We start from the raw sequence: 14,046 nt of genomic DNA on the forward strand, positions 1-14,046 counted from the left end.
TCGGTGTATTGATGAAGCTGCGAATATGTTTGTTCCATAGCTATACCTCTGTAAAATATTGCACAATTGACTGTGGCCTAGGGTGACACGATGAAAAGAATCCTTATTTCCGACAAACTGGCCGATGATGGTATTAATTTTTTAAACGCGCAAGAAGGAATTCAAATTCATATACAAACCGGGGTGTCGGAAGTCACGCTTTGCGAAATCATACCTGACTTCGATGCGTTGTTGATTCGCAGCGATACTCAAGTTACCGCTAAGGTATTGAAAGCGGCTAAGTGCCTCAAAGTGGTGGGAAGGGCCGGGATTGGCGTCGACAATGTCGATTTAGAGGCGGCCATGGAACAAGGCGTCATTGTAATGAACACCCCGGATGCGAATGCTGTCACAACCGCAGAGTTGGCCATCGCACATATGTTTTCTCTAAGCCGGAATTTGCCGAGCGCCAACTTGTCGGTGCGTCAAGGGAAATGGGAGCGTAGCAAATTGATGGGTGCCGAAATTGCCCATAAGACACTGGCAATTTTGGGTTTTGGCACAATAGGCCGCATCGTAGCGCAACGCGGCAACGGTTTAAGTATGCGGGTGATCGCGTACGATCCTTATGTGGCGCCGGAAATTTTTGAAAAATATGCAGCCGAGATGGTGGATTTGGATGCTCTGATCAGGCAAGCCGATTTTTTGACTCTGCATTGTCCCTTGTTAGAAAAGACGCGTAACATCATCGGCATGAAGCAGTTGGCAATGATGAAAAAAAGTGCGAGGCTGATCAACTGTGCGCGTGGAGGATTGGTCGACGAACAGGCTTTATTCGATGCTTTGAACGAAGGGCGAATCGCCGGGGCGGCATTGGACGTGTATGAGCAAGAGCCTCCCAAAGACTCTCCGTTGTTCAAGCTGGACAACATTGTGTTTACCCCGCATCTGGGCGCTTCCACCAAGGAAGCGCAAGTGGCGGTTAGCGTGGAAATCGCTCGACAAGTCGTGAAATTCCTGCAGACCGGGGAAGCGGTCAATGCCTTGAATTTGCCGCGGATGACCGCAGAGGAGTTGAAACAGGCGCAGCCCTTTATGAACTTGGCGCGTACGCTGGGAAAAGTGATGGTGGGCTTGATCGATCAACCTATCCATAAATTGGAGGTTTCAGTTTACGGCAAAGCGGCTTCCTGCAAGATTCGGGCAATTTCGGACGAGGCTTTGATCGGGTTGTTAGCCGATAAGTTGTCCACCCCGGTTAACCGGGTCAATGTGGACGGTATAGCAAAGCGTCAAGGTATAACCTTACATGAGTCTCAGGCTGAGGAAGCGGAAGGTTATCAATCGCTGATCAAGCTCACCGGATATTGTGGTGACGGGATATTAAGCTTGTCCGGTACCTTATTAGCGGACCATCATCCGCGTCTGGTCAGTATTGATCAATTCGAAATCGAAGTGGTGCCTGAAGGCGTGTTATTGTTTACCCGTCATACCGATAGGCCGGGAGTCATCGCGGCGATTAGCTCGATATTGGGTAGTTGTAATATAAACATTACACGCATGGCGGTGAGCGTTGCGGATGGTGAGCAGTTGGCGATGATGGCTATTGGCGTATCCGATTTATTAGACGAGAAATTGCTGCAATCCGTTTGTAGCGTTCCTGCAGTTCATAGTGCAAAGCAGATCAAATTATGAGTTTTGAGGTTGTTTGTTTCGATTGTGACAGTACGTTAAGCCGCGTTGAAGGCATAGACGAATTGGCGCGTCGCAACGGTTTATTCGAGGAAGTCTCGGCATTAACCGATAAGGCGATGAATGGCGAATTGGCTTTAAACGAGGTCTATGGCAAAAGACTGGAGCTTATCAAGCCGGATCAAGCGGCAATCGACTGGTTGGCGGATTTGTATATTGCCGAAATGGTGGATGGGGTGGCCGAAACCGTAAGCACTTTGTTAGCCAACGGCGTAGGCGTACACATTATTAGCGGTGGCTTGCGTCAGGCGATTTTACCGCTCGCGGCGCGTCTGGGTATTCCCGACGAGAATGTTCATGCCGTGGAGTTGCTGTTAAGCGAAACCGGTCAGTACGTCGATTACGTGCGCCATTCTCCGCTAGCGGTTAACGGCGGAAAGGCGCGGATTTGCCGACGATTGAAAATGCAGTTTAGAGCGCTTGCTATGGTAGGTGATGGAAAAACCGATTTAGAGGCGAAAGAAGCGGGTGCGTTTATGATAGGTTTCGGTGGCGTAGTAAGTAGACCTCTGGTACAAGAGCAAGCCGATGTGTTCGTAACCGATCGATCGTTGACGGCGGTATTGCCCCATGTGTTGTAACAAGAACTCGAAAAAACCGCTAGGGCAATGATAAAATTCAAAATTTACAGTTAAGAGAGAGACAATGGCTGGGCATAGTAAATGGGCGAACATCAAACATCGTAAAGGCGCGCAAGACGCCAAGCGCGGCAAGATTTTCACCAAGCTAATCCGTGAAATTTCCGTTGCCGCTAAAAGCTCAGGTGGAGGCGATCCGGCCAATAATCCCGCTCTACGCACTGCGATCGATAAAGCCTTGGGTGTCAATATGAAGCGTGACACCATCGATAACACCATTAAAAAGGCCACGGGAGCACTGGATGGCGACAATTTCGAAGAAGTTCGATACGAGGGCTACGGACCCGGCGGTACGGCTGTGATGGTGAACTGTTTAACCGACAATCGTAATCGCACCGTCGCCGAAGTCAGGCATGCCTTCTCCAAACATGGCGGAAATTTGGGTACCGACGGTTCCGTAGCGTATATGTTTCGGAAAGTCGGTATCATAAGTTTCGGTAACGAGATTAACGAAGATGCGTTAATGGAAGCGGCTATGGAAGTCGGTGCCGAAGATATTGTCAGCAACGACGATGGTTCCGTGGATATATTCACGGCGCCTGAAGATTATTTGAACGTGAAAGAGGCTCTAATTGCCGCAGGCTGGGTTCCCGAGAACAGTGAAATTACCATGCATGCGGATACAAAAACCGAACTGGATGCCGAGGCAGCGGAAAAAATGCTCAAACTGATCGATCGCTTGGAAGACTTGGATGACGTTCAAGACGTCTATACCAACGCCAATATTAGCGATGAGATTATGGACGCCGTTGCTGCCGGCTGAGTTCGAAACTGCATACGTAAGGCTTTGAGTAGAATTCTTGGGATAGATCCCGGTTCTCGAATAACAGGATACGGTGTTTTGGAACCCACATCGGGCGGCATCCGATACGTAGCAAGCGGGTGTATTCGCATTCATGCCGAAGACTTTCCGTCCCGGCTGAAGCAAATATTCGATGGTATCAGCGAGATCATTGCCTTATACCAGCCGCGGCAAATGGCTATCGAACAAGTGTTCATGCACAAAAATGCCGATTCGGCATTAAAGTTGGGACAAGCACGGGGGGCCGCGATTTGCGCAAGCATGAATCAAAGTCTGCCGGTTTTCGAATACGCGGCTCGACAGGTCAAGCAGGCTCTGGTGGGTAACGGAAACGCCGATAAACACCAAGTACAGCACATGGTAAAAATTCTGTTAAGCATCAGGGGCGATTTGCAAATCGATGCCAGCGATGCATTAGCCATTGGTTTGTGCCACTTCCATTACCAGCAAACCGCTCAGCGATTAGCCGGGGTTATCTCTTGATTGGTTATTTACGCGGCCAGGTAATTCAAAAATCCCCGCCGCAATTGCTTTTGGAGGTACACGGCGTCGGTTACGAAATCGAAGCGCCTATGACCACGTTTTACGAGTTGCCGGCCGTGGGCGAGCAAGTTTGCTTGCATACTCATTTGGTTGTTCGGGAGGACGCCCATATTTTGTTTGGTTTTAGCAATCTGGCGGATCGCACCCTATTTCGCTACCTCATCAAAGTAAATGGGGTTGGGCCGAAATTGGCCTTAACCATTTTATCCGGCCAAAGTGCCGAGGAATTTCAACGTTGCGTGAGCGATAGCGACATTAAAGCCTTGGTGCGCTTGCCTGGAGTTGGCCAAAAAACTGCGGAAAGGCTGATCGTGGAAATGCGCGGTCGTTTGCCGGCGTTTTCCAGCGTGCACGGCTCAGGGAGTTCTCTCGTTTCCGCAAGCGAGACGCAGCCGAGCCATGCTAAGCAAGAAGCAATCAGCGCCCTATGTGCGTTGGGCTATAAGCCGCAAGATGCCAATCGGATGATACAGGCGGTTGCCGGCGACGAGTTGAGTTGTGAAGACATGATTCGCCAAGCTCTGAGAGGAGCGGCCAAGTGATTGAAAGCGATCGTTTGCTGACGGCTCATGGCGTCAAAGACGAAGAGCGCCTAGACCGAGCAATTCGCCCCAAGCGTCTCAAAGATTATGTCGGCCAACGCGAGTTACGGCAGCAGATGGAAATATTCATTCAGGCCGCTGTGAGCCGTTCGGAAGCGCTGGACCATGTGTTGATCTTCGGGCCGCCGGGCTTGGGCAAAACAACGTTGGCTAATATCGTGGCTGCGGAAATGAACGTGAGCATACGCCAGACTTCCGGGCCTGTGCTGGATAAAGCCGGCGATTTGGCCGCCTTATTGACCAATTTGCAAGCACACGACGTATTGTTTATCGACGAAATCCACAGGTTGAATCCGGCCGTAGAAGAAGTGCTATACCCGGCTATGGAAGACTATCAGATTGATATTATAATAGGCGAAGGTCCTGCTGCTCGTTCCATAAAACTTGATTTGCCGCCATTCACCTTAGTCGGTGCGACAACGCGTGCCGGTTTGCTGACATCCCCGTTACGAGACCGTTTCGGTATCGTCCAGCGTTTAGAGTTTTACAGTATAGAAGAGCTTTCCGACATTGTGTGCCGGTCGGCGGCCATGCTGGGTATCGCAATCGATAAGTACGGCGCCGAAGAAATTGCCAGACGTTCGCGCGGTACGCCGCGAATCGCAAACCGGCTGTTGCGTAGGGTCAGAGACTATGCCCAAGTCAAAGGGAACGGACAAATCAGCGATAACATAGCCCGGCAAGCGTTAGAAATGTTGAAAATCGATAAGCATGGTTTCGATATGTTGGATCGTAAATTGTTGTTGGCGATGCTCGAACATTTTGACGGCGGGCCGGTGGGTTTAGATACGTTGGCTGCAGCGATCAGCGAAGAACGCGGTACGGTAGAAGACGTTTTGGAACCCTTTTTGTTACAGCAAGGTTTTATCATGCGAACGCCACGCGGCAGGGTTGTTACGCAAAAAGCATATGATCATTTTGGTTTGAACCCGCCAGGGCGCCCACCTGCAACAGAGGACTTATTTGATCGTTAATGGATTTGCCGAAACGCATGAAGACATTTAATTGGCCGGTTCGCGTTTACTACGAAGATACCGATGCCGGCGGAGTGGTATTTTACGCGAACTATTTAAAGTTTTTCGAACGCGCCCGTACTGAAATGTTGCGGCAAGCGGGCTTCGAGCAAGACAGACTGATGGTAGAACTGGGCGTCCTCTTCGTGGTGCGCTCGGTTGGGGTCGACTACTTAAAGCCTGCCCGATTCAATGACCAACTCGACGTCAGCGCCGGCATCGTTGAAGTCAAAAAAACCAGTCTTACCTTCGAACAAGCGGTCACGCGAAACCTGGACATATTATGTACGGGTAGTGTACGCATCGCGTGTATAGACGTGCGAACTATGAAACCCCAACCCATTCCCGTTGCCATTATGGAGCAGTTAACATAAATGAACGCTGATTTGTCGATTATCACGCTGGTTAAGGAAGCCAGCTTCGTTGTGCAGTTCGTCATGTTTATCTTACTTTCGGCGTCGATAGTATCTTGGACTTTTATATTCAGTAAGCGGCGCGACTTGAATCAAGCCATCGACATTACCGACGAGTTCGAAGACGAATTTTGGTCCGGCGTCGGCCTTGCGGAGCTTTATAAGCGCATGTCCGGCGATCGGTTCGACCCCGAGGGCATAGAAAAAATATTTTTAGCGGGTTACCGAGAGTTCGCGCGTATGCGGCAAAAAGGGGATGTCGAGCCGGCCATACAGGTAGAAAGTGCGCAAAGGGCCATGCGCATCGAGTTGTCCAGGGAATTGGATCGGTTGGATGAAACTTTGCCGTTTTTAGCAACAGTCGGTTCTACCAGCCCCTATATCGGCTTGTTCGGTACGGTATGGGGCATTATGAATTCGTTTCAGGCTTTGGGCGAAGTCAAAAATGCTACGTTGGCCAACGTGGCGCCCGGCATTTCCGAAGCGCTTATCGCTACTGCTATTGGTTTATTTGCCGCAATCCCGGCGGTAATCGCTTATAACCGGTTTTCCACGCGCTTGGACCGGTTGGCCGGACGATACGAACTGTTCATCGACGAATTCGTCGTGTTATTGCAAAGACAGGCGCACAGCAAATGAATGTAGCGAACAGTAATCGTCGGTCACGGAAACGCCGTGCGCCTATGGCTGAAATTAACGTTGTTCCGTATATCGACGTTACCTTTGTGCTTTTAATCATCTTCATGATCACCGCACCTTTAGTCCAGACAGGCGTAGACGTCGATTTGCCGCAAGCCGAGGCGGAATCGGTCGATTTGCAAGATCAGACTCCGGTGATCGTATCGATCAAAAAGGATGGTAGCTTTTACGTTGATATTGGCAATGGCGACGAAGAAGCCGATACCCCGGTAGACGAGGATGCTTTGCGAACTCGGGTAGCAGCGGTGTTTCGCAATAATCCCAAAGCTCAGTTATATGTGCGCGGCGACCACGAGGTCGATTACGGCAGTATCGTAAAAGTGATGGTCGAATTGAAAAAAACCGGTGCGCCCAAAGTCGGTTTGATGACATCGCCGCCGCCCGAACAATGATTTGCCGTGGATTATGAGAAAATTCGGACCTTCGCTAGTGTTGGCCGTGCTGTTGCACGTGCTCATTTTCGCCGTTTTTTTATTGAGTTTTAATTTCAGCGCTGAGCCCGAAACGGCGCAAATCTCTCCGGCCGACATTATCGAAGCGACTGTTTTGGACGGAGCGGAAATCGATGCCGAGGCGGAGCGCTTAAGGCAGGCGGAAGAAATCCAACGTGTAATGGAACAGCAGCGACAACAAGCCATAGAAGAGGCTCGAAATAAAGAGCAGCAAATGTTGGAGCAGGCTAAAGCTCAGCGGGTATTAGAAGAAAAAAAAGCCCTGGAGCAAGCGGAAAAGTTAAAGCGTGAAGCCTTGGAGGAACGCAAGCAACAAGAACGGCTGGAGGCCGAGAGAAGACAGGAAGAGCAACGATTAGAAGAAGCCCGGCAACAGCGGTTGTTGGAAGAGAAAAAGGCTAAACAAGCGGCCGAGGTCGCAGAAAAACAGCGGCAAGCCAAATTGCTTGCTGAAAAGCAACGAGCTGAGGAGGCGGCACGAGCCGCTGCGGAGGCTAAAGCAAGAGCCGAACAAGAAAAACAAGCTGCACTGCTAGCTGAAAAAGCTAAGCAGGAAGCGCAAGTCAAGGCGGAAAAAGCGGCAGTTGAAAAAGCCGAACAGCATAAAAAGGAAAAACTGGCCGCAGAAGCAAAGGCTAGAAAAGAGGCTGAGGCGAAAGCGGAGGCCGAGGCCGAGGCAAAAGCGGAAAGAGAGCGGTTGGCCCTAGAGACTGCCGCCAAGGCGAAGGCCGAAGCGGCGGCTAAAGCCAAAGCGGAGGCAGAGGCTAAGGCTAAAGCCGAAAAAGAGAAATTGGCTGCCGAAGCTGCCGCTAAGGCAAAAGCCGAGGCGGCGGCTAAAGCCAAAGTGGAGGCAGAGGCTAAAGCCGAAAAAGAAAAATTGGCTGCCGAAGCCGTTGCCAAGGCAAAGGCCGAGGCGGCGGCTAAAGCCAAAGCGGAGGCGGACGCCAAGGCTAAAGCGGAAAAAGAGAGACTGGCTGCCGAGGCTGCCGTCAAGGCAAAGGCCGAAGCGGCGGCTAAAGCCAAAGCGGAGGCGGATGCCAAGGCTAAAGCGGAAAAAGAGAGACTGGCCGCCGAGGCCGCCGCCAAGGCAAAGGCCGAGTTAGCGGCTAAGGCCAAAGCGGAGGCGGAAGCCAAGGCTAAAGCGGAAAAAGAGAGACTGGCCGCCGAAACCGCCGCCAGGGCAAAGGCTGAAGCCGAAGCTAAAGCCGAGAAAGAGCGTCTAGCCGCGGAAGCAGCCGCTAAAGCTAAGGCGGAACAAGAAAGGCAAGCGGCAGAGGCCGCTGCTGCGGCCAAGGCTGAACAAGAGCGTCAAGCTGCGGCGGCAGCCGAAGAAGCACGTATTAATCAATTGATCAAAAATAAAACCGAGGCGGCTTGGATAAGACCGATGAGTGCTGCAGCCGGTCTGAAGTGCGCAATTCAGGTAAAATTACTACCTGGCGGCGATGTCATGGATGCCGTCGTGGTCGAAAGTAGCGGCGATCCCGTATTCGATCGATCTGCGGAAAATGCGGTCAGAAAAGCAACGCCTTTACCGGTGCCGCAAGACAAAGTGTTGTTCAATCAAAAATATCGCGTGTTCAAATTGATATTCAATCCTGGTTAGGTATTACACGGAAAACTTGCAATGAAACTATTCGCAAACATATTCTGCATGAGCGTTCTGATTTTGATATCCGAATGTGCAAGCGCGGAAGGGCTCACAATAGAAATTACCAAAGGCGCGCAAACGGCGGTGCCGATCGCCATCGTGCCCTTTGCACAACAAGGCAGCATAGGCAATGTCAAGCTTTCCGATGTGATCGATTCGGACCTGGCCGGCAGCGGTTTTTTTAAAACCTTGGCCGAGGAAGATATGCTCACTCAGCCAAGCGAGCCTGACAAAGTCAATTTTCGCGATTGGCAAGCGCTGGGCCAGGATTACTTGACAATAGGTCAAATCCAGGGCAACGGCAATAGCTTCAACATCGAATTTCACTTGTTCAACGTTCATAACGGCCAGTTATTGATGGGTTATCGCCTGACTGTCGGTCCCCAAGAGCTGCGGCGCGCGGCCCACCATATCAGCGACTTGATTTACGAGAAACTTACCGGGCGTAAAGGTGTTTTCAACACGCGCATCGCCTATGTGACTAGTGCGGCGCGCGGAAGCGGCAAGCAATACATGCTGCAAGTGGCCGATGCCGACGGTTACAATCCCAGGACCATAGCGGAGTCGCCGGAACCTATCATGGCGCCGGCGTGGTCGCCCGATGCCAGCAAAATCGCTTACGTATCGTTCCATACCAAGCGCTCGGCTATATATGTGCAGACTTTGGCGAACGGGCAGCGGGAAAGCGTTGCCGCATATCCCGGAATCAATGGTGCGCCGGCGTTTTCGCCTGATGGCAGTAAACTGGCAATTACCTTGTCCAAGGACGGTAGCCCGGATATTTACGTATTGAATTTGGCTACGCGCGGATTAACCCGGTTGACCTCCGGCTTGTCGATTGATACCGAGCCGACCTGGTCGCCCGACGGCAGTTCCATTGTGTTCACTTCCGACATGGGCGGAAAACCGCAGCTTTACAGCATTCCGATTTCGGGGGGCAGAGCGACTCGCTTGACATTTCAAGGCGACTACAACGCTAGGGGACGATTTTCTCCGGACGGCCGTAGCTTGGCGATGGTCAACGGCAGCGGCGGGCGTTACCGGATTGCCGTGTTGGACTTGGCTTCTCGCACGACGACCTTGCTAAGCGAGGGTAACTTGGATGAATCTCCGAGTTTTGCGCCGAACGGGGCGATGATATTGTTCGCGGCAAACCGTGGTGGACGTTCGGTATTATCAGTAGTCGCTAGCGACGGCGCGATGCAGCAAAAATTGGATTTCCAAAGCGGCGGCGTCCGCGAACCGGCCTGGGCCCCTTAACCTTATTTTTATTTGACTTAGCAAAATTTTGGAGACGAAGTATGAAATTCAGTAAATCTTGTTTGGCCTTGGCAATGCTGGCGGTATTGGCGTCCGGTTGCGGTTCGACGGACGAAGAAAGCAGTTTCACCGAAGGGCAAGGTAGCGACGCTTCGACCAGCGGTTATAACAACGGGTCAATGTCCGGTAGCCAATTCGGTAACGGAGACGGCTATTCGTCCGGATACGGTTCGGGTTCCGGCAGTAATTTGGGCCCGGAGTTTAGCGACCCGAACAATCCTCTGTCCAAACAAGTCATCTACTTCGAGTTGGATAGCAGCCAAGTCAAACAGGAATTCGTTCCGGTCGTTGCCGCACACGCTCAGTATTTGGCCTCGCATCCGAATCAACACGTGATTTTGGCCGGCCATGCCGATGAACGCGGTTCCAGCGAATACAACATCGCTTTAGGCGAACAGCGCGCTAAAGCGGTGGAGCGCATGATGCGCGCGCAAGGCGTAACCGCCGGCCAATTGGAAATTGTCAGTTACGGCGAAGAAAAACCGGCGTCCGCCGGCCATGACGAGTCGGCCTGGCAAATGAATCGTCGGGTCGAAGTAGGCTATCAATGAAAAAAAACGCACTTCTAATGCTGTGCGCAAGCATCGGAGTCAGCGCCGACGCTTGCGCGGTTCAGCCTAATAGCGATGCTTATGGCAATAGCGTTAATTACGCGGCACCTGCCGAATCGGCGAGTGACAGCGCTGTTTTCGAGTTGTTAGGACGTTTGGAACAACTGCAATTGGAAGTGCAGCAACTGCGCGGCATGGTGGAAGAGCAGGCGCAAACTATCGCCGACTTGGAACGCAAGCAAGGCAATATGTATTCCGATTTGGACGAAAGATTACAGTTGCTTTCCGCCCAACCGGCATCTGCTCAAGCTTTAGCAGCGCAAACGCCGAATCCGGTAGTTGCCGCTCCGCCGGCGGCGGAGGCCAGTCAGCCGTCGCCGCAAGCTGTCGCTCAGGCTGCGGCCGCACAACCGGCAGCGGTTAGCGAAGCGCCTAAATCCGCGCCCGCGCCGTCAGCCAGTGAGCAAGACCGTTACAAAGAGGCTTACGATACCCTGCGCAACGGTCATAATGGTCAGGCAATTCAAATGCTGCAAGCTTTGTTGGCCGATTTTCCGGCCGGCGCTTATAGCGATAATGCGCAGTATTGGTTAGGGGAGGCCTACAAAATCGAGCGCGATTACGATAAATCCCGTCTAGCCTTCGCCAAAGTAGTCAGTAATTACCCGAATAGCAGCAAAGTTCCGGATGCCTTGCTGAAATTGGGTTATATCGAAATCGAACAACAAAATCCCGCAAAAGCCCGCGACTATTTGACGCGGGTGACTACCGGTTACCCCGGCACTACCGCTGCGCATTTGGCGGCCAAAAAACTGGCTCAACTGCCGCAATAAGCAGCGATGTCCATTTCGCTCCGTATCACGGAGATTTTTTACTCTTTGCAAGGTGAAGCGAATACGGTCGGAATCCCCACCGTATTCGTGCGCTTGACCGGTTGTCCGTTGCGCTGTGCCTATTGCGATACGGCCTACGCGTTTAACGGCGGCGAACGAGTGCCGTTAGCCGACATTGTTGCTCAGGTTAAAGGGTTCCGTACAAAATATGTGACGGTTACCGGCGGCGAGCCGTTGGCCCAGCCCGGATGCAAGGAATTGCTGCGAACCTTGGCGGATGAAGATTATTTGGTCTCACTAGAAACCAGCGGTGCTATCGACTTATCCGGAGTCGACGGACGCGTGGTTAAGGTGATGGATTTAAAAACCCCGTCATCCGGGGAAATGCACAAAAATTTGTACGGAAATATCGAGCACTTGACGCAACAGGATCAGGTGAAATTTGTAATTGGCGATGACTCCGATTACGTTTGGTCCAAACAACAGTTGGTCGATTTTAATCTTTCGGGTCGTTGTCAGGTCTTGTTCTCGCCGGTGATGGGAATGATGTCACCCACCGAATTAGCGGACCGGGTATTGGCGGACCAATTGCCCGTGCGCTTTCAAATTCAACTGCATAAGCTACTCTGGAACGATGCCCGTGGAAAATAAGCTAACGGCTAAGTCCGCTATCGTTTTACTGTCCGGAGGATTGGATTCCATTACAGTATTGGCCGGTGCGCAACGGCAGGGTTACCTCTGTCATGCGTTAAGCTTTAATTACGGTCAAAGGCATAACGCCGAACTGGCTGCGGCTAAGCGTATCGCTCACCAGTATCAGGTGCAGTCGCACAAGATCATCGAATTGGGCTTGGGCAATATTGGCGGCTCGGCTTTGACGGACCCGCATATCGATGTGCCGCTGACCCCGCAGCCAGGTATTCCTGTCACCTATGTGCCGGCTCGCAACACCCTATTTTTGGCGTTTGCATTAGCTTGGGCCGAAGTTTTGGAGTTGCAGGATATTTTCATTGGAGTGAATGCGGTGGATTACTCCGGCTATCCGGACTGCCGCCCGGAATTCATTCAAGCGTTCCAAACCATGGCAAATCTTGCGACCAAAGCCGGCGTCGAAGGGCGGGAAATCCGCATTCACACGCCGCTAATCGATTTAAGCAAGGCGCAAATCATTGCGCGCGGGCTGGCGTTGGGCGTTGATTATTCCGCTACCGTATCGTGTTATGCGGCCGATGCGGACGGTAGAGCTTGCGGTAGTTGCGATGCCTGTCGCTTACGCAAGGCTGGCTTCGAGGCTTTGAAGCGGCCGGACCCAACTCGTTATCAGTGCAACAATTCTTAACGGCAGCCGTGCAGGGCTCGGATTTGTGGATTATGCTTAATCGCGATCTACAAATCGAAACGGAACCTGCGTCATGCAAATCAATCATGAGAAATCCCAATTTATTGCGGTAGCGTCCATTGCGGCCGAATTAACCTCGGTAATGGAAGTGGCCAAAGAAATTTCATTGGCTGCCGCGAACGCCAAAGCTATTGCCTTTCGAGCCGGGGAGAAGGCCAAAGGTTTTCAACCGATTACCGACTACATCAACGAGCTGGCCAAAGATGCGATGGATCTGGTTACCCGCATCCACGAGCACGCTACCCAACTGTACCGAATGACGGTAAGCGAACACCGCATGACCTACACGAGTGCTCAATTGCAAAAAATAGCCGCCGCGGTTGCGACGACCAAAGCGCCCTATGCGTACTCGTTAGCTGAACCTATCCGCCGGTTCGAAGAAAGGCGTAAGGATGAATATTTTGCTTTTGTCGATCAGGCTAGTGGTTTGGTGATGCAGCTGACCGAGATCATGTATCCCGCCCGGGCGGCACGGGTAATCGCTGCGAATTCTCGAATCGAGGCTTCTCAAGCGGGAGAATATATGCAAAGTCTGCAGGCAGTAGCCGAAAGTGTCGATAACGCCGCGCAAGTTATTAACGATAAAGTGCATAAATGCCGTAGCGCGTTAGGCTTGATCACCAATACTCACTAGTATCCAGTCAGACGAAGAGGTAAACAACACAATGAAATCGACCAAAATTTATGAAGGCAATTATCAATGGATAATGTTTGGTAGAGATCCGCACAAGCCTCAAAAGCTTATCGATACCAATCAATATATGATTCGCACCGACAAGCGTTGTTTGCTGATGGAGCCCGGTGGCGTGGAGCTGTTTGCGCCGATGTTGTCGGCGGTGCTGCATTATGCACCTGTCGAGGAAATCACCGATTTGTTTGCGTCGCACCAAGATCCGGATATCGTATCCTCCTTGGGTTTATGGGATCAGGTGTTGCCTAACGCTAAACTGCATGCCCCGAAAATTTGGGAGGGTTTTATTCGGCATTTCGGCTGTGAAAATATCGACTATGTCGGCATTCCGGATCATGGCGGCACTATTAATCTGGGAGCTTTAGAGATTGAATTCATTCCTGCACATTATTTGCATGCGACAGCGAATTTTCATGTTTACGATCCGCAGGCAAAAATTTTGATGTCCGGTGACGTGGGGGCGTCGCTGGAGTCAAACGAGTCTCCTTTATTCGTAGAAAATTTCGAAGCGCATATCGAAAAAATGCGATATTTTCATCAGCGTTGGATGCCCTCTAATCAAGCTAAACGTGCATGGATAGAGCGTGTGCGTGGCTTGGATATCGACATCATTGCCCCCCAGCACGGCCGAATGTTCAAAGGCGACGATGTCAAGCGCTTTCTGGAATGGTTCGACGGTTTACAAGTTGGTATTGCCGTATAAAACAA

17 protein-coding genes are annotated in these 14,046 nt (G+C 51.5%); all 17 read left to right on the forward strand.

The features are described from left to right. Positions 1–90: 90 nt before the first annotated feature. The 17 genes from serA (at position 91) to F1E05_RS04675 (ending at position 14,041) form a co-directional block, all read left to right on the forward strand. The gene (gene serA, locus F1E05_RS04595) at positions 91–1,674 is read left to right on the forward strand and encodes a phosphoglycerate dehydrogenase (RefSeq protein WP_150047160.1); all 1,584 of its coding nucleotides are present in this window, start codon (positions 91–93) and stop codon (positions 1,672–1,674) included. Further along, positions 1,671–2,312 (forward strand): HAD-IB family phosphatase, encoded by a 642-nt coding sequence (locus F1E05_RS04600; RefSeq protein ID WP_150047162.1) that lies wholly within the window; start codon positions 1,671–1,673, stop codon positions 2,310–2,312. Before serA ends, F1E05_RS04600 begins: the two co-directional genes overlap by 4 nt. Before the next feature lie 64 nt (positions 2,313–2,376). After that, complete coding sequence (locus tag F1E05_RS04605; RefSeq protein ID WP_150047164.1) at positions 2,377–3,132, forward strand: YebC/PmpR family DNA-binding transcriptional regulator; 756 nt, start codon at positions 2,377–2,379, stop codon at positions 3,130–3,132. 24 nt (positions 3,133–3,156) lie between these two features. Beyond that, positions 3,157–3,654 carry a crossover junction endodeoxyribonuclease RuvC gene (ruvC, locus tag F1E05_RS04610; RefSeq protein WP_150047166.1) on the forward strand — a complete coding sequence of 166 codons (498 nt, stop codon included), beginning with the start codon at positions 3,157–3,159 and terminating at the stop codon, positions 3,652–3,654. Continuing rightward, positions 3,651–4,256 carry a Holliday junction branch migration protein RuvA gene (gene ruvA, locus F1E05_RS04615; RefSeq protein ID WP_150047168.1) on the forward strand — a complete coding sequence of 202 codons (606 nt, stop codon included), beginning with the start codon at positions 3,651–3,653 and terminating at the stop codon, positions 4,254–4,256. Before ruvC ends, ruvA begins: the two co-directional genes overlap by 4 nt. Beyond that, the gene (gene ruvB / locus F1E05_RS04620) at positions 4,256–5,290 is read left to right on the forward strand and encodes a Holliday junction branch migration DNA helicase RuvB (RefSeq protein ID WP_190303312.1); all 1,035 of its coding nucleotides are present in this window, start codon (positions 4,256–4,258) and stop codon (positions 5,288–5,290) included. The genes ruvA and ruvB overlap by 1 nt, the downstream gene beginning before the upstream one ends. 17 nt (positions 5,291–5,307) lie before the next feature. Further along, positions 5,308–5,703 (forward strand): tol-pal system-associated acyl-CoA thioesterase, encoded by a 396-nt coding sequence (gene ybgC / locus F1E05_RS04625; RefSeq protein WP_150047172.1) that lies wholly within the window; start codon positions 5,308–5,310, stop codon positions 5,701–5,703. After that, positions 5,704–6,381 (forward strand): protein TolQ, encoded by a 678-nt coding sequence (gene tolQ / locus F1E05_RS04630; RefSeq protein ID WP_150047174.1) that lies wholly within the window; start codon positions 5,704–5,706, stop codon positions 6,379–6,381. Between the two features lie 44 nt (positions 6,382–6,425). Then, entirely contained in the window at positions 6,426–6,833 is a 408-nt protein-coding gene (tolR, locus tag F1E05_RS04635; protein WP_332095530.1) for a protein TolR, read from the forward strand. 13 nt (positions 6,834–6,846) lie between these two features. Further along, positions 6,847–8,499 (forward strand): cell envelope integrity protein TolA, encoded by a 1,653-nt coding sequence (tolA, locus tag F1E05_RS04640; protein ID WP_150047178.1) that lies wholly within the window; start codon positions 6,847–6,849, stop codon positions 8,497–8,499. A gap of 21 nt (positions 8,500–8,520) precedes the next feature. Continuing rightward, positions 8,521–9,804 (forward strand): Tol-Pal system beta propeller repeat protein TolB, encoded by a 1,284-nt coding sequence (gene tolB, locus F1E05_RS04645; protein WP_150047181.1) that lies wholly within the window; start codon positions 8,521–8,523, stop codon positions 9,802–9,804. Between the two features lie 41 nt (positions 9,805–9,845). After that, positions 9,846–10,415 carry a peptidoglycan-associated lipoprotein Pal gene (gene pal / locus F1E05_RS04650; protein WP_150047183.1) on the forward strand — a complete coding sequence of 190 codons (570 nt, stop codon included), beginning with the start codon at positions 9,846–9,848 and terminating at the stop codon, positions 10,413–10,415. Continuing rightward, positions 10,412–11,248, forward strand: coding sequence for a tol-pal system protein YbgF (gene ybgF, locus F1E05_RS04655; RefSeq protein ID WP_150047185.1), 837 nt, complete (start codon positions 10,412–10,414; stop codon positions 11,246–11,248). The genes pal and ybgF overlap by 4 nt, the downstream gene beginning before the upstream one ends. Before the next feature lie 6 nt (positions 11,249–11,254). Next, complete coding sequence (gene queE, locus F1E05_RS04660) at positions 11,255–11,899, forward strand: 7-carboxy-7-deazaguanine synthase QueE (RefSeq protein WP_150047187.1); 645 nt, start codon at positions 11,255–11,257, stop codon at positions 11,897–11,899. Continuing rightward, on the forward strand, positions 11,883–12,587 hold the full coding sequence (queC, locus tag F1E05_RS04665; RefSeq protein WP_150047189.1) for a 7-cyano-7-deazaguanine synthase QueC: 705 nt from the start codon (positions 11,883–11,885) through the stop codon (positions 12,585–12,587). Before queE ends, queC begins: the two co-directional genes overlap by 17 nt. Positions 12,588–12,660: 73 nt before the next feature. Continuing rightward, entirely contained in the window at positions 12,661–13,281 is a 621-nt protein-coding gene (locus tag F1E05_RS04670; RefSeq protein WP_150047191.1) for a chemotaxis protein, read from the forward strand. 31 nt (positions 13,282–13,312) lie between these two features. Continuing rightward, positions 13,313–14,041 (forward strand): oxygen-binding di-iron domain-containing protein, encoded by a 729-nt coding sequence (locus tag F1E05_RS04675; protein WP_150047192.1) that lies wholly within the window; start codon positions 13,313–13,315, stop codon positions 14,039–14,041. Positions 14,042–14,046: the final 5 nt, after the last annotated feature.

The organism is Methylomonas rhizoryzae (assembly GCF_008632455.1).
Classification (GTDB): Bacteria; Pseudomonadota; Gammaproteobacteria; order Methylococcales; family Methylomonadaceae; genus Methylomonas; species Methylomonas rhizoryzae.